Annotated in this window: 15 protein-coding genes; 6 read left to right on the top strand and 9 right to left on the bottom strand. The window is 71.2% G+C overall.

Annotated features, from left to right (window positions below):
- The first annotated feature begins 59 nt into the window (after positions 1-59).
- The 4 genes from yczE (at position 60) to IE311_RS15515 (ending at position 3,560) form a co-directional block, all read left to right on the top strand.
- Complete coding sequence (yczE, locus tag IE311_RS15500) at positions 60-728, top strand: membrane protein YczE (RefSeq protein ID WP_189832262.1); 669 nt, start codon at positions 60-62, stop codon at positions 726-728.
- Positions 725-1,489 carry a glycerophosphodiester phosphodiesterase gene (locus IE311_RS15505; protein ID WP_189832263.1) on the top strand — a complete coding sequence of 255 codons (765 nt, stop codon included), beginning with the start codon at positions 725-727 and terminating at the stop codon, positions 1,487-1,489. The genes yczE and IE311_RS15505 overlap by 4 nt, the downstream gene beginning before the upstream one ends.
- A 70-nt stretch (positions 1,490-1,559) precedes the next feature.
- A complete protein-coding gene (locus tag IE311_RS15510; protein ID WP_189832264.1) occupies positions 1,560-2,930 on the top strand; it encodes an MFS transporter in 1,371 nt (456 codons plus the stop codon).
- Between the two features lie 255 nt (positions 2,931-3,185).
- Positions 3,186-3,560: an RNA polymerase-binding protein RbpA gene (locus IE311_RS15515; protein ID WP_015032218.1), complete on the top strand. Its 375-nt coding sequence runs from the start codon at positions 3,186-3,188 to the stop codon at positions 3,558-3,560.
- 189 nt (positions 3,561-3,749) lie between these two features.
- Here the strand turns inward: IE311_RS15515 and fxsA are convergent, their stop codons facing one another.
- The 4 genes from fxsA to IE311_RS15535 form a co-directional block, all read right to left on the bottom strand.
- A complete protein-coding gene (gene fxsA / locus IE311_RS15520) occupies positions 3,750-4,343 on the bottom strand; it encodes an FxsA family membrane protein (protein WP_189832265.1) in 594 nt (197 codons plus the stop codon).
- 73 nt (positions 4,344-4,416) lie between these two features.
- The gene (locus IE311_RS15525) at positions 4,417-5,193 is read right to left on the bottom strand and encodes a polyprenol monophosphomannose synthase (RefSeq protein ID WP_189832266.1); all 777 of its coding nucleotides are present in this window, start codon (positions 5,191-5,193) and stop codon (positions 4,417-4,419) included.
- 435 nt (positions 5,194-5,628) lie between these two features.
- Positions 5,629-7,272: an amidohydrolase gene (locus tag IE311_RS15530; RefSeq protein ID WP_189832267.1), complete on the bottom strand. Its 1,644-nt coding sequence runs from the start codon at positions 7,270-7,272 to the stop codon at positions 5,629-5,631.
- A gap of 79 nt (positions 7,273-7,351) precedes the next feature.
- The gene (locus tag IE311_RS15535) at positions 7,352-7,792 is read right to left on the bottom strand and encodes an Lrp/AsnC family transcriptional regulator (RefSeq protein WP_015032222.1); all 441 of its coding nucleotides are present in this window, start codon (positions 7,790-7,792) and stop codon (positions 7,352-7,354) included.
- 225 nt (positions 7,793-8,017) lie between these two features.
- Here IE311_RS15535 and IE311_RS15540 point away from each other — a divergent pair, with 225 nt between their 5' ends.
- A complete protein-coding gene (locus IE311_RS15540; protein ID WP_189832268.1) occupies positions 8,018-8,386 on the top strand; it encodes a hypothetical protein in 369 nt (122 codons plus the stop codon).
- A gap of 37 nt (positions 8,387-8,423) precedes the next feature.
- Here the strand turns inward: IE311_RS15540 and IE311_RS15545 are convergent, their stop codons facing one another.
- Positions 8,424-9,512 (bottom strand): phosphotransferase family protein, encoded by a 1,089-nt coding sequence (locus IE311_RS15545; protein ID WP_189832269.1) that lies wholly within the window; start codon positions 9,510-9,512, stop codon positions 8,424-8,426.
- A 10-nt stretch (positions 9,513-9,522) separates the two neighbouring features.
- Positions 9,523-10,659 (bottom strand): DUF7064 domain-containing protein, encoded by a 1,137-nt coding sequence (locus IE311_RS15550; RefSeq protein WP_189832270.1) that lies wholly within the window; start codon positions 10,657-10,659, stop codon positions 9,523-9,525.
- Positions 10,660-10,993: 334 nt separating this feature from the next.
- Between IE311_RS15550 and IE311_RS15555 the strand changes: the two genes are divergently transcribed.
- A complete protein-coding gene (locus IE311_RS15555) occupies positions 10,994-11,203 on the top strand; it encodes a hypothetical protein (protein WP_189832271.1) in 210 nt (69 codons plus the stop codon).
- Here the strand turns inward: IE311_RS15555 and IE311_RS15560 are convergent.
- From IE311_RS15560 to IE311_RS15570, 3 genes are all read right to left on the bottom strand, one after another.
- Entirely contained in the window at positions 11,166-12,347 is a 1,182-nt protein-coding gene (locus tag IE311_RS15560) for an acyl-CoA dehydrogenase family protein (protein ID WP_189832272.1), read from the bottom strand. The genes IE311_RS15555 and IE311_RS15560 overlap by 38 nt on opposite strands.
- A gap of 283 nt (positions 12,348-12,630) precedes the next feature.
- On the bottom strand, positions 12,631-14,355 hold the full coding sequence (gene metG, locus IE311_RS15565; RefSeq protein ID WP_189832273.1) for a methionine--tRNA ligase: 1,725 nt from the start codon (positions 14,353-14,355) through the stop codon (positions 12,631-12,633).
- A 348-nt stretch (positions 14,356-14,703) separates the two neighbouring features.
- Positions 14,704-19,932 (bottom strand): sacsin N-terminal ATP-binding-like domain-containing protein, encoded by a 5,229-nt coding sequence (locus tag IE311_RS15570; RefSeq protein WP_189832274.1) that lies wholly within the window; start codon positions 19,930-19,932, stop codon positions 14,704-14,706.
- Positions 19,933-19,940: the final 8 nt, after the last annotated feature.

Genomic DNA, 19,940 nt, shown 5'->3' on the forward strand with positions numbered 1-19,940 from the left:
CGTTCCCCCGCCACAGAGTGTCATGAGCCAGTCCACTACCACCACCCTGGGGGATTCCCTTGTCCATCGCCTCCGGCCTCCACGGCCGGCATCTCACCCGTCGGCTCGTCCAGCTCTACGTGGGGCTGACGCTGTACGGGGTCAGCTCGGCGCTGCTGGTGCGCAGCGGTCTCGGCCTCGAGCCCTGGGGAGTCCTCCATCAGGGGCTCGCCGAGAAGACCGGTCTGACCATCGGTGTGGTGTCGATCGTGGTGGGGGCCGCGGTGCTGCTGCTGTGGATCCCGATCCGGCAGCGGCCGGGGCTCGGCACCGTGTCCAACGTGTTCGTGATCGGTCTGGCGATGGACGGCACCCTGGCGCTCGTCCCGGACGTCCACGGCCCGGCCTGGCGGATCGCGCTGCTGGGGGCGGGCATCGTCCTGAACGGGGTCGCGACCGGTCTGTACATCGCGGCGCGCTTCGGCCCCGGCCCGCGCGACGGTCTGATGACCGGGCTGCACCGGCTCACCGGCCGGTCGATCCGGCTGGTGCGGACGGCGATCGAGGTGGCGGTGGTCGCCACCGGCTTCCTGCTCGGCGGCTCGGTCGGCGTCGGTACGGTGCTGTACGCACTGGCCATCGGGCCGCTCGCCCAGTTCTTCCTCCGCCTGTTCGCCGTCGCGGAGCCGGACTCCGGAAGCACCGAGGTCGCCCGGTCGACACCGGAAGGCGCCATACTGCGGCGGTGACTCGCGTACGCCACCCCTACCTCGACCACCCGTCGCCCCTCCCGTTCGCCCATCGCGGCGGAACGGCGAACGGCCTGGAGAACACCGCGGCCGCCTTCCGCCGGGCCGCCGCGGCGGGCTACCGCTATTTCGAGACCGATGTGCACACCACGGCCGACGGGGTTCTCGTCGCCTTCCACGACGCGACCCTCGACCGGGTCACGGACGCCTCCGGCCGGATCCGCGACCTTCCGTGGGCGGCCGTCCGCGAGGCCCGCGTGGCGGGCAAGGAACCGCTGCCGCTCTTCGCCGACCTCCTGGACGAGTTCCCGGAGGCCCGCTGGAACGTGGACCTCAAGACCGAATCGGCCCTGCTCCCCCTGCTGGACCTGATCCGCAGAAAGCGTGCCTGGGACCGGGTCTGTGTGAGCTCCTTCACCGAGGCCCGGCTGGCCCGGGTGCAGCGCATGGCGGGTCCCGAGCTGGCCACCTCGTACGGGGTGGGCGGTGTGATCGGGCTGCGGCTGCGCTCCCTCGGCATCCCGGCCGCGGTGCGGGCCGGGGCGATCGCCGCGCAGGTCCCCGAGCGTCAGGGCCCCGTCACCGTGGTGGACCGCCGCTTCATACGGGAGGCGCACGCGCGCGGGCTCCAGGTCCATGTCTGGACGGTGAACGATCCGGACAGGATGAACTCTCTCCTCGACCTCGGGGTGGATGGCATCATGACCGATCAACTGGAGACGCTGCGCTCGGTGCTGACCGCGCGGGGCGTGTGGGTCTGAGCGCGCGTCCCGGTGGCACCGGCCCCGGATCACCGGGCCGGATCACGGGGACCAACGAGGGGGCGCGGCCTTGACCGCTGAAACCACCGAGCCGGAGGAGTACGCGGCCGATCCTGTCGCGCGCAAGCGTGAGCAGCGGGGCTGGTACTTCTACGACTTCGCCTGCTCCGTGTACTCGACGAGCGTCGTCACCGTGTTCCTCGGCCCCTATCTGACCTCGGTGGCACGGGCGGCCGCCGACGCCGAGGGCTTTGTGCACCCCCTCGGGATACCGGTGCGGGCCGGCTCGCTCTTCGCGTACGCCGTGTCCGCCTCGATCGTGGTCGCGGTCCTGGTGATGCCCCTGGTGGGTGCGGTCGCGGACCGTACGGGCCGGAAGAAGCCGCTGCTCGCGGCCTCGGCCTATCTGGGGGCCACGGCGACCGCCGGCATGTTCTTCCTGGAGGGCGACCGGTATCTCCTCGGCGCGTTCCTGCTGATCGTGGCGAACGCCTCCCTCTCGGTGTCGATGGTGCTCTACAACGCCTATCTGCCGCAGATCTCGGAGCCGGACGAGCGGGACGCGGTCTCCTCCCGCGGCTGGGCCTTCGGCTACACGTCGGGCGCGCTCGTCCTGGTCCTGAACCTGGTCCTGTACTCGGGCCACGACTCGTTCGGTCTCACCGAGGGCGAGGCGGTCCGGATCTGTCTGGCCTCGGCCGGTGTCTGGTGGGGCGCCTTCACCCTCGTACCGCTGCGGCGGCTGCGTGACCGGCAGCTGGCCCGGGAGGGGCGGGACGGCGCCGGGGAGGCCGCGGTGGGCAGCGGCTGGCGTCAGCTGCGGGAGACCCTCAAGGACATGCGCCGGCATCCGCTGACGCTGTCGTTCCTCCTCGCCTACCTGATCTACAACGACGGCGTGCAGACGGTGATCTCGCAGGCCTCGCTGTTCGGCTCCGAGGAGCTGGGCCTCGACCAGACCACACTGATCACGGCGGTCCTCCTGGTCCAGGTGCTCGCGGTGGCGGGCGCGCTGGGCATGGGGCGACTCGCCCGGTCGTACGGCGCCAAGCGGACGATTCTCGGCTCGCTCGCGGTGTGGACCCTGATCCTCGCGGCGGCCTATTTCCTGCCGGCCGACGCGCCCGTGTTCTTCTACTCCCTGGCGGCCGCGATCGGCCTGGTGCTGGGCGGGAGCCAGGCTCTGTCGCGCTCACTGTTCTCGCATCTGGTCCCGCGCGGCAAGGAGGCGGAGTACTTCTCGGCCTACGAGATGAGCGATCGGGGGCTCAGTTGGCTGGGGCCACTCGTGTTCGGTCTCGCGTATCAGCTGACCGGGAGCTACCGGGATGCCATCATCTCCCTGGTGATCTTCTTCGTGGTCGGCTTCACCCTGCTCGCCCGGGTCCCGGTGCGGCGCGCGGTGGAGGCCGCGGGGAACCCGATACCGGACCGAATTTAGACGTGGCAGTGAAAGGGCGGTAGTGTACGCGTTTGGCCTGCCAGGCGGACCGTTACTGCGTGCTGCTTTAGTGAAGACACTGGGTCACATCTGCCGTCAGATGTGACAAAACGGGCACTGGTGGGTACAACAAGGGGCGGCACGACGGGCGACGCATGACCCGGCACGGGAATCTTTACCGCCGACCGGACGTTGACCGGATAACGACGACAGCGACACCTGTCCTGTGGGCGACAAGCCCGGGAGGCACGATTCATGAGTGAGCGAGCTCTTCGCGGCACGCGCCTCGTGGTGACGAGCTACGAGACCGACCGCGGCATCGATCTGGCCCCGCGCCAGGCCGTGGAGTACGCATGCGAGAAGGGCCATCGTTTTGAGATGCCCTTCTCGGTGGAAGCGGAAATTCCGCCGGAGTGGGAGTGCAAGGTCTGCGGAATCCAGGCACTCCTGGTGGACGGGGACGGACCTGAGGAGAAGAAGGGCAAGCCTGCGCGTACGCACTGGGACATGCTCATGGAGCGACGCACCCGCGAGGAGTTGGAGGAGGTCCTCGCCGAAAGGCTGGCCGTCCTGCGTTCCGGCGCCATGAACATCGCCGTGCATCCGCGCGACAGCCGCAAGTCCGCCTAGCGGACCCACCGGACGAACAAACGCCGCGGGGCCCGGTACACGATCTGTGTACCGGGCCCCGCGGCGTTCTCCGTACCTGCTGGTGGTTCCACTCGCGCCACCCGGCGCCCGGCGGGCCGCTCCCGGGTGGCGCCTCCCCGCACGTGTGCCCGCTCCCCCGTCGCCGAGGGGGCGGGCACGAGGGAGTGATCAGGACGTCAGGGGCGGGCGCGGCTCGTCGGCCCGGCGCGGGCCCTGTGCGGCCTCCTCGCGGATGACCTCGCCCTGGACGACCTTGCCGTCCGGGCGGTGGATACGGGCCTGCTGGAAGGCGTCCTGGAGGCTGCCGGGAGGTGCGGCGGCCATCCGGCGCTCGGCGGCCCGGTCCGCGTACCGCCCCAGGAAGGAGCGGACCGGGGGAATCAGCAGGAGCAGACCGACCGCGTCAGAGACCAGACCGGGGATCACCAGGAGCAGGCCGCCGAGCATCAGGAAGCCGTTGCGGTCCTCCGCGCCGGTCCGCTCGGGCGCCGTCGGCATCGTGCCGGCCTGCGCCGCGGCCTGGGCCTGCTGGAAGGTCGAGGTGAGGTTGCCGAAGGCACGTCGGCCCGCCCGCTTGACGACGGCGGCACCGAGTACGGCGCCGCCGACGAGCAGGGCGAAGACGGTCAGTCCGCCCGCCACGTCCGCCACCACCGTGAGCAGCCAGATCTCCAGGACCAGCCAGGCGGCGACGGCGAGCGGAAGGTAGGTACGCGCGCGTGAGCGCTTCGGGGCGAGGGGAGGCGTTGCGCCGGTCGTCATGGACCCCAGTGTGCCTGGCGCCCCGCCGGAACGTCGTAAAGGAGGGATCAGGACGTGAGCCCGCGGAAAGGGGTCAGGAGGCCTTGCGGCCGAGCAGCTTGCCGACCTTCTCCGCCCGCGCCGACAGACCCCAGCCGGTGACCCGCCACAGCGCCTCGACGACGATGTTCCGGCTCATCTTGGAGTCGCCGACCTCGCGCTCCACGAAGGTGATCGGGACCTCGACGACATGGAAGCCGGCGGCAACGGCCCGCCGGGCCAGGTCGACCTGGAAGCAGTAGCCGGCCGAGGCCACGTCCTCCAGGCCCAGGCCCTCCAGGGTCTCCTTGCGGAAGGCCCGGTAGCCGCCGGTGACGTCGCGGATCGGTACGTCGAGCATCACGCGCGAGTAGAGGCTGCCGCCGCGGGAGATGAACTCGCGGGACTTCGGCCAGTTCACGATGCGGCCGCCGGGCACCCAGCGCGAGCCGAGGACCAGGTCCGCGCCCTTGAGGGCGGTGAGCAGCCGCGGGAGCTCCTCGGGCTGGTGGGAGCCGTCGGCGTCCATCTCGACGAGGACGTCGTACCCGTGCTCGATGCCCCACCGGAAACCGGCGAGGTAGGCGGCTCCGAGCCCCTCCTTGCCCTTGCGGTGCAGTACGTGCACATGGTCGTCCTCGGACGCGATCTCGTCCGCGAACTTGCCCGTGCCGTCAGGACTGTTGTCGTCGGCGACGAGAATGTGCGCCTCGGGTACCGCTTCCCGCACCCGCGCGACGATCGGCTTGATGTTCTCCGCCTCGTTGTAGGTCGGAATGATCACCAAGGCCTTGCCGAGCGGGCCGTAACGCCTCTGGCCACCGTCGTTCACTACTGCCCCTTCGGATACAAACGCAGGACCCCACCATAGCGAGGTCCCCGGAGTGCTCCGGCGCGGCGGGTCGTCCGTGAGGGGAGGACGTGCGGTGCGGGGCCCGTCGTCCTTCGGTCCGACCTGGGATCCGCCGGCTGCGGAATCGACCGAGGGCCGTTGTCTACTGAACGTCCGGGCCCCACCCGGGTCGCACCTTCCGCCGGAGAAACCTTCCCTCGCGGCCGAGGCGCGGGCGGCGTTCGGCGAAAGCGTGGGGATGCGGTCCGGTCGGACGTCCTGTGGTGGACGCCGAGAACCTACCCGCCCCCGCCGGGCGACTGTCAACACCCGCTTGACCTGCGGAGACGTCCCAAAAGGCCAGGCCGGAGGGGAAGATCCGCAGGTCGGGGACAAGTACCCGGAACGCGTGTCCGGGGGTGACATATCCCCACATCACTCGTTCGGCCGTACGAACACCGACTGCCCGTGCACGACCGTACGCAGACAGACGGGGAGGTCGGCACCGGGGGACAGATCGGGCAGACCGGGCGTCCCGGAGCGCGGGTCGGTGGACCAGCGGGCCACCCGGTCGTCGGGCGCCTGGACGACGAGCTCCTCGGTGCGCCAGACCGCGTAGTCGGCGGGGGCGCCGGGAACCAGCGTCCCGGCGTCGTCCCGGCCCACGGCCCGCCAGCCGCCCCGGGTGTGGGCGGTGAAGGCGGCCCGGACGGAGATCCGGTGCTCCGGGGTGCGGTGGAAGGCGGCGGCCCGGACGGTGCCCCAGGGGTCGAGCGGTGTGACCGGGCTGTCGGATCCGAAGGCCAGCGGCACACCCGCGCGCAGCAGCGCCGCGTACGGGTTGAGGGTGCGGGCCCGCTCGGCGCCGAGCCGGTCGGCGTACATGCCCTCCTCGCCGCCCCAGAACGCGTCGAAGGCGGGCTGGACCGAGGCCGTGAGTCCGAGCTCGGCGAAGGCGGCGATCGTCTCCGGCGTGAGCATCTCGACATGCTCGACGCGGTGCCGCGCGGCCCGGATCCTGGCCAGGCCGAGCTTCTCGGCGGCGGCCCTGACGCCCTCCACGACGGCCGTGACGGCGGCGTCCCCGATGGCGTGGAAGCCGGCCTGGAGGCCCGCCTCGGTACAGGCCACCACATGGAGGGCGACGGTGGCCGCGTCCAGGTGGGCGGCGCCCGTGTGGGCGGTGTCGGAGTGGTCGGCGTAGGGCTCGTGGAGGCAGGCCGTGTGGGAGCCGAGGGAGCCGTCGGCGAACAGGTCTCCGGCCGCGCCGAGGGCACCGAGGGCGCGGGCCCGCTCGACGTCGAGGTCGGCCCAGTAGCCGACGACGCGGGGCCCGGCCTCGTCGCGCGCGAGGTCCAGGAGGCCGGTGAAGTCCTCCTCGGAGGAGATGTGGGGGCCGCCGCACTCGTGCAGGGTGCCGATGCCGAGCGAGGCGGCCCGGCTCCGGGCGGCGCGCTGCGCCTCGGTGCGCTGGCGCGCCGAGACGGCCCCGAAGGCGGCGGCGCGCACGGCATGATGGGCGTCGCCGGTGAGCGGCCGCCGTCCGTCGTGGAAGCCGTCCAGGTCGCGGACGCCGGGGACGAGGTCGAGCAGGGCGGTGGTGACGACGGCGGAGTGGACGTCGATCCGGGTGAGGTAGAGCGGGCGGCCGCCGGTGAGTTCGTCGAGTTCGGCGCGGGTGAGCGGTCGGCGCTCGGGCCAGCGGGCGGCGTCCCAGCCGTGACCGATGAGGATGCGGTCCTCGGGGCGGGCGGCGGCGTGGGCCCGGATCAGCTCCGCCGCGTCGGCGAGCGAGGCAGCGGTGGACAGGTCGAGCCCGGTGAGGGCGAACCCGGTGGCGGTGGTGTGCACATGGGCGTCGACGAACGCCGGGGTGACGAGCGCGCCCTCCAGGTCGACCACCTCGTCCACACCGGAGGCGAAGGCGTCGGCCGCGCCCTCCGAACCCACCCAGGCGACGTGTCCGCGCTCCACCACCATGGCGGTGGCGAAGGGGTCGGCGGGGCTGTGGACTTCTCCACCGCGCAGCAGCACGGTGCGGTGTTCGGCGGGAGACGCAGGAGGCATGGACTCACTCATGCGTCCAGGCTAGGACCTGGCCGGACCCGGTTTGTCCGGCAGGTCCCCCTTGGGGCGGCCGGCGCACCCGCGGGGCGGGTCAGACGCGCGGCGGCCTGGCCTCGTACGGAGTGGAGAGGACGACGGTGGTGCGGCTGGAGACGCCGGCCTGGGAGCGGATCCGGCTGAGCAGGTGCTCCAGCTCCAGCGGGGTGGCGACCCGGACCTTCAGGATGTAGTTCTCGTCACCGGCGACGCTGTGGCACGCCTCGATCTCCGGGATGTCGGCGAGCCGGTCGGGGGTGTCGTCGGGGGCGCTGGGGTCGAAGGGTTTGACCGAGATGAAGGCGGTCAGCGGCAGCCCCACGGCCTCCGGGTCGACGACGGCGGCGTAACCGCGGATGACTCCGCGCTGCTCCAGACGGCGGACGCGCTGATGCACCGCCGACGTGGACAGGCCGGTGGCCTTGCCCAGGTCGGTGTAGCTCATGCGCCCGTCCTTGACGAGCAACTCGACGATCTGACGATCCAGCTCCTCCATGCGGTGACCCTATTGCTCCCGGCGGAGCGGGGCACCGCCGGGGTCGGCCGCTATCGGGCGGTATGGGCCGTCACGGGGCACCTGCGACGGGCATGTGACGAACGCCACAGGTTTGCGTCCGGCCTGAGGTAGTGCCACACGATTATGCGGACGGCCGTATGGGAAGTGCTTGCTGTGGTCGAGGCCGCACAGATCCGGCCGACCCACCCGAGGGGGAGATTCTCCATGCAGGAGCCTGTTGATTCGGTCGACACGTCCGACGAGCTCGACGCGTACGACACCTTTGAGATGTTCCGGGTCGTCTGCCCGGAGTGCGTGCAGCCCATCGCGCTGCTCGCGGACGAGGACGCGCTGCCGGAGCACGCGCTCTGCCCGACGCCGTGGAACCCCTTCGTCCTGACGGTCTGCCCGGGTACGGGCCTGTCGGCGACCGGGGCCCGCCCGGCCGACGACAGCCTGGAGGTCCAGGAGCAGGACACCGCGCTGCTCCTGACGCTCCCCCAGGGTCTCGACTGGCGCACGCAGCCCTTCTCGCACGTCGGCGGTCCGGGCTCGCGTCCGCTGCGGGTGCCGCAGATGCGGCGCGCCGCCTAGACCGTCTTTTCCGGGCGGGGCCTCCGGGCCCCTCCGTTCACCAGTAGCTTCCCCGCACCATCGCCGCGAGCGTGGCGTGGTGCAGGATCAGGCCGTCGGGGTCCGCGGGTACCTCGACCTCGCCGAAGTGGGCCTGCCGGTACGCGATCCTGAGCATGACGATCGCGTGCCGCAGCGCCGCGTAGAGGGTGTGGAACTCCATGTCGCGCGGGGTGTGCCCGGTCAGTTCGGCGTAGCGCCGCTCGATCGCGTCGCGCCGCAGGAATCCGGGCAGCCCGGGCTGACCGAAGCCCACGGTCAGGTCCTGGAAGAAGCGGTGGAGGTAGACCGTCCACCCGAGGTCGACCTCGCGCGGGACGCAGGCGGCCATCTCCCAGTCGAGGACGGCGACGGGGGCGAATCCGTCGTAGACGATGTTCCCGATGCGCGCGTCGCCCCAGCCGAGGACGGCCGGGCCCTCGTCGGCCGGCCAGTGCGCCTCCAGCCAGTCGAAGGCCGACTCGATGAGCGGCGAGGGGGCGAGCCCTGCCACCACCCAGGCGTAGTAGGCGCGTTGGGCGTCGACATGGCGGCGCAGCGGGGTTCCCGTGCCGTCCGGCAGCAGGAATTCGGCCTCCTTCGCCGGGAACTGGTCGTGCAGCCGGGCGAGCACGGAGACGGATTCCGCTTCGAGCAGGGCGCGTTCGGCGTCGGTGGCGGAGTGCAGCCAGTTCCCCTCGTACGTATAGGGCATGACGTCCGGCGGGACGCGGCCCTCGGCCCGGGCCATCACGAAGAACGGGGCGCCGAGCGGTTCGGGGTCCTCTTCGAGCCAGAGCACCCGCGGTACGGGCACGTCGGTGCGTTCTCCGACGAGGCGCATGACGCGGTGCTGACGCGCCATGTCGTAGACGGGGAAGACGGTGTACGCGGCGGGGTCGGCGGCCAGCCGCAGGGCGCAGCCGCGCACCGGGGCGTCCGGGTGCTCCAGGTCGAAGAGCAGGGTCTCGCTGGACATGCCGTTGGAGCCGGGCACGGCGAGCCCGGTGACGCGGGCTCCGGGCAGGTGCCGGTCCAGCCAGAGGGTGAGGCGGCGCCCGAGCTCCTCGGGGTCGCGGGTGCTGGTGCGGGGGCGGGGTGTGGTCACGTCGGTCTCCTCAGGGGGCCGTTGACGTGTGGTCGGCGAATCCGCTGGGGTCGTGGCGGCCGAAGGAGCCGTGCTCGAAGATGCCGTAGCCGGTGTGGCCGTCGAGGGTGAAGCGGGCGGCGTGGTCGGTGACCCCGTAGGCGGCCACGGGGTGGGCGGCGGGGTCGCTGAGGTCGTAGACGCGCCGGTCGGTCCAGTCGCGGCCCTGCCAGGTGCCGTGCTGCCAGTCGGTGGCGGGCGGATAGCCGGCGCCGACGGCGAGCGGGGAGGAGGCGAGGATCTCGACGCCGATCTCCAGGGGCTTTCCGGTGGGGTCGGTGAGATGTACGGCGGCCCGCTCGGGGTGTCGGGTGCCGGGGCGGTAGGTGATCTCGGTGCGGGGCCAGCCGAGCTGGGTGTCGCGGTGGCCGTCGCGTACGAGCAGGGCCTCGTTGAGGGTGCGGTAGCCGTCGGCGTCCTCCTGGGCGACGACCATGAGGAAGCGGTCCTCGAAGCGCATCGGTATCCAGAGCCAGTGGAAGCCCTCGGGGCGGAACTCGACGGCGCGGCCGGGTTCCTCGCCGGGGATCGGGCGGACTCCCCAGCTGCGGTCACGGGTGCCGGTCCACTCCCCCGGAGTGACCGTGAACTCCTCGCCACCGGCCCTGATCGTGCCGGCGCAGTGCCCGGCCTGCACGAACCTCCGGCCTTCGAGCGTGAGGCGGCCGCCGTGGCGCTGGGTGTGGTGGGGTTCCCAGACGGCGGGGAAGTCGCCGGTCCAGGTGAGCTCGTACGAGAGGCCTCCGGGGTCGCCGGGATCGGCCGCGCAGCTCAGGGAGAGGCGTTTCAGCGGCTCGTCGACGGTGATGGCGAACGGGCCGACGGAGAGGTTCGTCCGGTCGTCCCCGAGGGCGTCGGAGGCCCGGACGGCGTGCAGCCGGTCGCCGATCCGGAGGGTGGCGTAGGCGTCGACCACCCCGGCGTTCGGGTAGACCCCGAGGCCGGCGATGAGCAGGGCGCGGCCCGTGTGGTCGAAGACGTGGAAGATGCACCGGTCGTAGGCGTTGCGGTCGCCGCTGACGTGGTGCTTCATCGAGAGCGGGGCCTGGTGCACGGGGTATTCGTCGAGTGCGACGGGCCGGTCGTCGACGTGCCGGTGCACGGACATGGCTGACCTCCTGGTCGGCGAACGCGTGTCTTCCACGAGAAGACCTGACGGTACGTCAGGTCTTCTCCGGGGGGCCAGAGTCGTGCAGCGGGTAGGGGACGAACTGCCTCTCGAATCCGTCGGGCGGTGACCCCGACCGCCGGAGCGCGTTGGTCAGGGCATGACCACGCTGTACACCACCCCCAGCGGCATCGGTCGACACCGACAGGCTGAGCCGCGCGCTGGAGAATCGGTTCCTCGCTCGGTGCCGGCGCCCGCACCGGCGACGCCCGCACCGGCGCCTGGCCACGGCCACGCCCCGGGCACCGCCGTACCCGCTCCCGTACCGGTTCCCGTGCCCGTACCCGCCCAGGTACCCGCCCCGGCCCCCGTCCCCGCCGACCCGCCCATCTACAAGGCCGTGCTCTCCCTCTGGGCGAGCCAGGGCCGCACCCTCCCGGGCCACCGCGACCAGGAGTGGGCCCGGCTCGCCGCGGGTCCCGTCTGGGCGGACCGCACCGTCCGCGTCAGCGGGACTCTGGTCCGACCAGGTGACGGGCGATGACCACCCGCTGGATCTGATTGGTCCCCTCGACGATCTGAAGCATCTTCGCCTCGCGCAGATACCGCTCCACGGGGAAGTCCGCCGTGTAGCCGTACCCCCCGAGCACCTGCACCGCGTCCGTCGTGACCTGCATGGCGGCGTCCGTGCAGAACAGCTTGGCCATCGCCGCGCACCGGCCGAAGGGCCGCCCCTCGTCCCGGAGCCGTGCCGCCTCCAGATACAGCGCCCTGCCCGCCTCGATCCGGGTCGCCATGTCGGCGAGGAGGAAGCGGATGCCCTGGAAGTCGGCGATCGGCCGGCCGAACTGGCGGCGCTCCTTGGCGTACGCCACGGCCTCGTCCAGGGCCGCCTGACCGAGCCCCACCGCGCAGGCGGCGATGCCGAGCCGCCCCGAGTCCAGGGCGTCGAGCGCGATCGCGAAGCCCTGGCCCTCCGCGCCGAGGCGCCGCGCGTCGGGGACGCGTACGCCGTCGAAGTGGAGCTGCGCGGTGGGCGAGCCCTTCATGCCCATCTTCCGCTCGGGAGGAGCCGCGCTCAGGCCGGACGCGTCCCCCGGCACCAGGAAGGCGGTGATACCCCGCGCACCCGCCTCGCCGGTCCGGGCCATCACCGTGCAGAAGTCCGCGATCCCCCCATGGGTGATCCACGCCTTGGTCCCGTCGACGACCCAGTCGCCACCGTCTCCGGGGGACCGGACGGCCTTGGTGCGCAGCGCCGCCGCGTCCGATCCGGCGGAGGGCTCGGAGAGGCAGTACGCGCCGAGGAGGCCGCCGCCCAGCATCGCGGGCAGGTGGGCGGCCCGCTGTTCCTCCGTGCCGTAACGGGCGAGGGCGTGGCAGGAGAGACTGTGGACGCTGACGCCGAGGCCCACGGTGAGCCGGGCCGCCGCGAGCTCCTCCAGGACCTGGAGGTAGACCTCGTACGGCTGGCCTCCCCCGCCGTACGCGGGGTCGTAGGGCAGCCCGAGGAGACCGGACCGGGAGAGCAGCGTGAACAGCTCGCGGGGGAACCGCCCGGAGGCCTCCTCCTCTGCGGCGCGCGGGGCGATCTCCCGCCGGGCGATGTCCCGCGTCAGCGCGATCAGCTCGCGCGCCTCGTCGGTGGGCAGTCTGCGTTCCACGCCGTCCGGGGTGCTGTCGGCCATGACCGGGCGCTCCTCCCTGCCGGGCGCGGGCACGGTGGTGCGTGCCCGCGCGGGGTCGCGGGGAGTATGCCCGTTCGGGCCACCGGGATCACGCGGACGCCGGGGGATCACACGGACGCCGGGAAGAGCCCGGCGTCCAGGGACCCCTTCCGTCCCTGCGCACAGACGTCGCACGGGCCCGCCCCGCCAGGTGCCGGGGCGCCGGGATGCCCGTCAAGGCACCGGGATGCCGGGCGCCTGGAAGCCCGTCGAGGTTCCAGGATGCCGGGCGCCGGGATGCCCGTCAGGATTCCGGAGCACCGCCGAAGCGCTCGCGGTAGGACTCCAGGTCGTCCTCCGTGATCTTCGCGAAGAGCACCGGCGGCACCGTGAACGCGGTACCGGCCGGGACGGCGTCCAGGGCCCTGGCCCGATCGGCGGTCACCCAGGTCTCGGTGTCCTTCTCCAGGGCGAAGGCCCCGCGCATGGCGGCGGCGGAGGCCGGGATGAACGGCTCGGAGACGACCGCGTACAGGTGGATCAGGTTCATCGCGGTACGGAGCGTCAGCGCGGCGCCGTCGGCGTCGGTCTTGATCTCCAGCCAGGGAGCCTTCTCCTCCAGGTAGGAGTTGCCCGCGGACCACAGCGCGCGCAGGGCGGCCGCGGCCTTGCGGAACTGGAGGGCCTCCATCTGCTCCTCGTACTCGCCGAGCAGGCGCGCGATCTCCTCACCCAGCTTCGCCTCCACCTCGCCGGCGGCACGCCCGGCCGGGACCTCGTCGCCGAACCGCTTGCGGGAGAACGACAGCACGCGGTTGACGAAGTTGCCGAGGGTGTCCGCCAGGTCCTTGTTCACCGTGGCGGTGAAGTGCTCCCACGTGAAGGAGGAGTCGTCCGACTCGGGGGCGTTGGCGATCAGGAAGTAGCGCCAGTAGTCGCCGGGCAGGATCTCCAGGGCCGCGTCGGTGAAGACACCCCGCTTCTGGGACGTGGAGAACTTGCCGCCGTAGAACGTCAGCCAGTTGAAGCCCTTGACGACGTCGACCTTCTTCCAGGGCTCGCGCACGCCGAGCTCGGTGGCCGGGAACATCACCGTGTGGAAGGGGACGTTGTCCTTGGCCATGAACTGCGTGTACCGGACGGTGTCGTCGGCCTCGTACCACCACGACTTCCAGTCACGGGCCTCACCGTCGGAGGCGGCGTCCGCCCATTCCTTCGTCGCGCCGATGTACTCGATCGGAGCGTCGAACCAGACGTAGAAGACCTTGCCCTCGGCCGCGAGCTCCGGCCAGGTGTCGGCCGGGACGGGCACGCCCCAGTCCAGGTCGCGGGTGATGGCGCGGTCGTTGAGGCCTTCGGTCAGCCACTTGCGGGCGATGGACGTGGACAGGTGCGGCCAGTCCGCGCTGACGCCGGCGATCCACTCCTCGACCTCGGGCTGGAGCTTGGACTGCAGCAGGAAGAGGTGCTTGGTCTCGCGGACCTCCAGGTCCGTGGAACCGCTGATCGCCGAACGCGGGTCGATCAGGTCGGTCGGGTCGAGGACGCGGGTGCAGTTCTCGCACTGGTCGCCACGGGCCTTGTCGTACCCGCAGTGCGGGCAGGTGCCCTCGACGTACCGGTCCGGAAGGAAGCGCCCGTCGACCGGCGAGTACACCTGCCGGATCGCACGCTCCTCGATGAAGCCGTTCTCGTTCAGCTTGCGCGCGAAGTGCTGGGTGATCTCGACGTTCTGCTGCGAGGAGCTGCGCCCGAAGTAGTCGAAGGCGAGGTCGAAACCGTCGTACACGGCCTTCTGCGCGTCGTGCGCCTGCGCGCAGAACTCGGCGACGGAGAGACCGGCCTCCTTCGCGGCCAGCTCGGCCGGCGTGCCGTGCTCGTCGGTGGCGCAGATGTAGAGGACGTCGTGACCACGCCGGCGGAGGTACCGGGAGTACACGTCCGCCGGAAGCATCGACCCGACCATGTTGCCCAGGTGCTTGATCCCGTTGATGTAGGGAAGCGCGCTGGTTACCAGGTGTCGAGCCATCCTTGGATGCTCCATTTCGTACGTACGGCGCCGGTGGCACTGCCACGGCGGGCCCAGGTCGGGGAGGCCGCAGCCGACGCGATCGGTCCATCGCACGTCGACATCACTCGTGGTGACGGAACGGGACTGCGAGCCGCCGTCATCGTATCGAACCGGGGGTGGGGCGGGCCCGTGGGTTTTCCCGCCGCTCCTCGCCGCGCCCCCAGTGCACTCGGCCGCCCGGGACAGGCGGCCGAGCGAGTCCCGGACGGCCGAGGCGGCCCCATCCCAAGGGCACCCCCACGGCGAATCCCACGCCGTGACACCGCCCTCGCGCCCCGGCAGCGAGTCCCGCCGACGGCGAGAGTGCTACCCCTTCCCGAGAGGGGAGCACTGGTAGCGCAGCCCCCGGCTCACGATTCTGAAGCGGTCGCGGCCTTGCGTGGAGAAGGGATTCGGCAGCTCGAAGACCCTCCGGTCCTCGGGCGCGAGGGCGGCGGTGATCAGCAGGATGCGGTACCGGCTGCCGCGCGCGTGACGACGCGCCGCGTCCACCTCCGAAGGACCGAGTTCGAACTCCACCCGGTCGGCGCTCGGTTCACTCAGCGCCTTCACCTCGTAGAGCCGGGTCGTGCCGCGCCAATCGACCTCGAAGTCGTACCCGAGGCCGTCGGACGCCTCGCGGTCGCCGTTGACGACGGCGGCGTATCCGGAGGTCCAGCGCACGTTCGGGTACCGGCGCTGCAGCCACGCTCGGGCCGCCACTTCTCCGACAAGACCGATGGCGGATCGCTGATCCTCGTTGGTCTGGTTCATCTTCGCGACGACGATGCGCGACTTCGGCGAACCGGTTCCCGTGCGTGGCCGGGGCACACCCGCGACGGCGTCGAGGCGCACTCTGCCGCTCTGGACGAGAAAGGATTCACCGACCGAGCGTGCCGCGAGGTCCGCGATGACAGACAGTTGATCGCGTCCCACCGAGACCTCGTCGTCCCCGATGGTGATCGTGCGGGGCGCGGTGCCGTCGGTGCCACCGGAGCCCCGGGGTCGTCGCGTCGTGTGGGCCAGATCTTTCGGTGTCAGGCACAGTCGGACGGGATCCGCGGTCTTCGGCATGCCTTCCGGCCAGCCCACCGCCCGCTCCACGGCGTCGAGCAGTTGGTCCCCGCTCAAGGTCACCAGGTCGCCCAGACCCGACTTTTCGATGTGGTTCCTGCACTCGAGGAGTACGGCACCGCGCCAGCCGGTCGGTAGCTCCACGTCACGGCGACGGCACCAGGCTTCCACGAGGGGGATCAGACGCTCCACGAGGTCGTCGACCTCGGACGCATTGTGTTCACGGAGCCGGTCGACGGGCTGCAGGATCCCCGGCTTCTCCAGGTCGTCGTCGGCACCGTACTCGCGCAGCCACTCCCGCACCCTGCCGCGCATCACCTCCGGAGGCGGGGTGATGAACCGGGACAGCCAGTCCGGGTCGGGCCGCAGATCGTGAAGACCACGGGCCGCGGTGTAGCGGGAGAAGTCGCCGCCCATGGCGACGACGGCCGCGTAGCGTTCGCGCAGCCGGTCGAGAAGGACATCGGCGTGGGCGCGCAGGAAGTCACCGAAAGCCTGCTCGTGGACGTCGGGGTAGGAATACGTGGCGTACCCGAGGGTCGCGAGTGCCGCGTTGAACTCCTCAAAGTCGAGACGCAGTTCGTCGCGGAGCTCGGCGGGCTTCGTCGAGGAGCGGGCGAGAGCCACCAGGTCGGCCGAGGGGACGGGCAGGTCCGGTGCGTACCGGTCGATGATCGACTGGAGTTCGGCCTCGCTCGCGGCGCGGGCCAGGAGGTGCTCCACTTCCTCGTCCCAAGCAGCGGCTCTGACGCAGGCCAGCACGGGGCGGAGCAGGCGCACCGCGTCCTGCACGTCACCGGTGAGGTGACGCCTGATCTCGGTGACCTTCCCCTCGGTCGTGTCCAAAGCCTGCGCGAGGGCGTGGTCGTCGATGTGATCGGGCACGTGGCCATCGAAGTGCCGTGCCAGTTTCACCAGGACGAGTTCGAGCGCATCCTGCAGCCACGGACGGCCGAGGAGTTGAGCGACGGCCGGTGTCGCTGCCTGGAGCTCGTCCCAGCCCTCATCACTCCTCCAGACCACCACCGTGGGGTGGTGGTCGTCCGGCAGCGGGAGCGCTCGGGTCGTCGAAGGAGGTTCGGTCGGTGTCCCCGCCACAGCGATCTCCACGTCCTCCGCGTGCACGACTCGGATGGTGCGCAGACGCTCGAGTGCGGCGCGTACACCGCGCTCGCTGCGGCGTACGAACGCCCCGGACTTCAGTTCCATGGCGAGCGCGACGACGGCGACCAGCCATTCCCTCCGCTCGACAAGGACGGCCGCCTGTCCGGTGGGGGTGATCGGAGCGCCGTCGCTGTGCCGGACCTGGACATGGGTGGTGGACGTGCGCTCCACCCGGAGCCCGTTCTCCTCGGCCATACGGGCGATGGCCTCCCCGGACTCCGCCGGGGCGACAAGGACGGGGTGACCGGCCAGCTCGATGAGTGCCTCCTTGAGGGGGTCCTCCTGGTCGCAGACATAGACGACGACTCCTTCGGCGGGAGCGGAAGGCGTCAGGGTGCCGAGTACGTTGGTGCGGCTGACGGCCAGTCGCACCTCCTCCCCCGCTGCCCAGGGCCACACTCGTGTCTGCGCGACGTGCGACCAGGCCCGCTCGTAGTGCCGTTTGAAGGAGACGCTGAGGTAGGCGGGTACCTCGCCGTTGTCGAGCACGTCTCCGAGCTGCCTCACGGCCGCCCCGGCGTGCTGCGGGTCGTCCCATGTGCGCAGTCCCAGTTGGAGAAGGCGAGCGGTGACTCTCTTGTCACTGAGGAGTCGCCGGGTCGACAGCGGCAGTGCGGGGACGAAGGCGGGGAGTTCACCGTCGGTGCTGAACCATGCCTGACGGGGCGGCACGAAGGAGGGGCCGTCCGGGTCCTCGACGGGGAGCCAGTCCAGGCCCCGGAGGAAGGAGGCGAGGGGTGTGGGCCAGACGTGTTCGTCCTTGAAGGAGTACGTGGGCCGGTGCACGGTGAAGGTGAACACCTCGTCGCCCCAGGTCCGCAGACCGTGAATCAGCAGCTCGGCGAACTCGCGCCGTGCCGCCCTGCTCAGTGCGGCGACCCCGTCTCCTCCCGCGAGGTGGGCGGGTGGCCGCGTGAACTCGTACGGCGTCCACGGGTGGGCAAACTTGGTCCACCGGGTCCGGACGTCGTCCGTCCAGACGGCAGCGAGCGGGTCCCCCAGTTCGAAGCGCGGCGCAAGGTCCTTGGGCCCCAGGTCGTTGCCGTAGCCGGGTTTGATCCGGTCGCCCACGGAGGCCGGCCGCAGGCCGTCGCACACGCCCAGGGCCATGAGGAACTCGACGAAGGCCGCCCTGTCCCGGACGGGTGCGGGCCAGTCGTCGGGATCGCTGATCCACCGGTCCCGTTGAGCCGCCAATGCAGGTACCCGGGCCCCGCCCTCTTCGAGGAACCGGTCCAGCCTCCGTGCCCCCTCGGTGCCCCAACCGGGCGAGAAGGAGCACCGTGCCGCCCTGTCCCAGCCGTCGGTGGCCAGAGGGACCTGGAAGGGGATGAGGGACAGCCGCCCTCTCTGAGCCTGAGTGAGCGTCGGATACTGCCGGAAGGCGAAAACGAGGGCGTCACGGCTGAGCGCCTCGGAGGGGCGCGTGGAGAGCAGGTCCTTCAGGGCGTCGAAGACCCGGTCCGGCTCGTAGGGGCGCACGAGTCGATGACGTCGAAGAAAGTCGCGGCTCTGGATGTCCCAAGTGATCGCCGGGTGGGTGAAGGCAATACGACGCCGCAGTGCCTTCAGGTCGCCCGGGACCTGGTCGGCGGAGTCGCCGCCGGCCGTGTCGGGGTGGAAGAAGACGATCGCGTCCTTCTGTGGCGGCTCGGTCGCGCCGCCGAGGGTGCTTCTCAGGCGCATGCTCTGATCGAGAATGATGCGGCGCCCTCGCAGTGCCTCCTGGTCCTTCGGGAAGGCGAGCGCGACGTCGCCGTAGAAGTCGCCCCACAGAGGGCCGGCGGTCGTCTCGTCCTCGCGCGGAAGCGTCGCGGCCACGCGTTCGACCCACTCGGCCGTCAGCTGCGCCGGCGCGCGGAGCGATGTGGGGAGGACGGCTCTGCACAGCTTGTCCAGGCGCGTGTGGCGGGCCGGCCCGACGGAGGCCGCGAGCAGCGGGGCTCCGGCCTCGGCGAGCGCGTCGATGGTCAGCACCCGCCAGGAGCGCTTCCCCTCCGGCCACGCGTAGGAGTCACTGAGGGAGCCCCAGGTCTCCCGACCGTGCAGCGGGACGATCGGTTCGGTGCCGAGGTTTCCGTCGAGAGCCGTACTGAGCCGCTCCGGCACGTCCCACGTGACCAGGTCGACGACGAGGTCGGCCGCCCGGAGGTGCGGTGTTTCCGAGCGGATTCGCCGGCTCAGCTCCACCGTGAGAGCGGCGACGTGATCGAGGAGATGGTCGTTGAGGGCCACCGACGTGCTGATGTCGAGCCGCGCGAGCTTGGTGAAGAAGGGGGCGTGAACATGCCCGGGGAAAGGGGACCGGACTGCGGCGGCCATGGGGAGGAAGGTATACATGCGGCCGTGGGTGAGCTGGGTGTCCAGCCTCAGGGCCACCGCCACCCAGGCCTCGGCGTTCCAGTTCTCCCAAGCCGCGTCAATCTGCCGGGCTCGTACGCTGCGGCGGATCGCCTCGCGCAGGGCTTCGGACTCGAGGGTGCGGCGCGCTAGCAGATAGCGACCGGCGTCGGCGAGGTCGACCTCCGTGACCCAGTCGTTCTCGCGGGCGCCGACCAGTTCCGAGGCACGCTCGGTGCGCGACAGGACACGGGTGAACGCGTCGGTGGACTCCCCGCGTACCTCCACGAGCAGTGCGGCCACCCGATCGAGGAAGAGCAGGAGCGGCGCCTCCCCGTTCGCCATGTCGGATATCTGCGCGACGGCGAGTCCCCAGGCGTGCTGATCCCGCAACGGCAGTCGTACGACGGTTGAGAACCCTTCCTCGGCCAACTCCTTCAGCACGGGATCCGTGACGTCGGCCGGAACGGGCAGCGCGAGGGGAGAGATGTCCTCGATGACTCGGGCGGCGAGTGCCGGGTCTTCCACCAGGGCGAGTACGTCGTCGGGTCGCGCGAACCGGAAGCAATAGCCGTCGAAGACCGGAGAGTCCGGCGATGCCTTGGAGTAGATCTCCGGCCAGTCCGTCAGCTGCAGCACGCTGCGGAAACCGAGCCCCTTGTTGCCGATACCCTCGCCCGCCGCCTTGCTCGACAGCGCGACCTCGGTGATGGCGCGGAAGTTCCTCGCGCTGAATGCCGCGCCTTCGTTGGCGACGTAGAGGACGCCGCCCCTTTCCCCGGAGACAGCGAGGACGGAGATTCGTCCCGGGCAGTCGTCGTCGAGCGCGTCGTGCCCGTTCTGGACGAGTTCGAGTACGGTGCGACCCTCGTACTCCTGGGCGGTGTCCTCGCTGACGGACTTCAGGCTCTCGGCGAACCGCCACTCCTCACCGGCGCCGTGGTAGATCTCGATCCGCCGTCGGGTCAGTGCGATCACGCTGTCCC

Origin of the sequence: Streptomyces zaomyceticus, assembly GCF_014656215.1 — a bacterium.
Taxonomy (GTDB): domain Bacteria; phylum Actinomycetota; class Actinomycetes; order Streptomycetales; family Streptomycetaceae; genus Streptomyces; species Streptomyces zaomyceticus.

Bases quoted from the DNA above. Each gene is read 5' to 3' on its own strand.
- IE311_RS15515 (WP_015032218.1), top strand. From the start codon at position 3,186: ATGAGTGAGCGAGCTCTTCGCGGCACGCGCCTCGTGGTGACGAGCTAC.
- fxsA (WP_189832265.1), bottom strand. From the start codon at position 4,343: ATGACGACCGGCGCAACGCCTCCCCTCGCCCCGAAGCGCTCACGCGCG.
- IE311_RS15530 (WP_189832267.1), bottom strand. From the start codon at position 7,272: ATGAGTGAGTCCATGCCTCCTGCGTCTCCCGCCGAACACCGCACCGTG.
- IE311_RS15535 (WP_015032222.1), bottom strand. From the start codon at position 7,792: ATGGAGGAGCTGGATCGTCAGATCGTCGAGTTGCTCGTCAAGGACGGG.
- IE311_RS15540 (WP_189832268.1), top strand. From the start codon at position 8,018: ATGCAGGAGCCTGTTGATTCGGTCGACACGTCCGACGAGCTCGACGCG.
- IE311_RS15550 (WP_189832270.1), bottom strand. From the start codon at position 10,659: ATGTCCGTGCACCGGCACGTCGACGACCGGCCCGTCGCACTCGACGAA.
- IE311_RS15560 (WP_189832272.1), bottom strand. From the start codon at position 12,347: ATGGCCGACAGCACCCCGGACGGCGTGGAACGCAGACTGCCCACCGAC.
- metG (WP_189832273.1), bottom strand. From the start codon at position 14,355: ATGGCTCGACACCTGGTAACCAGCGCGCTTCCCTACATCAACGGGATC.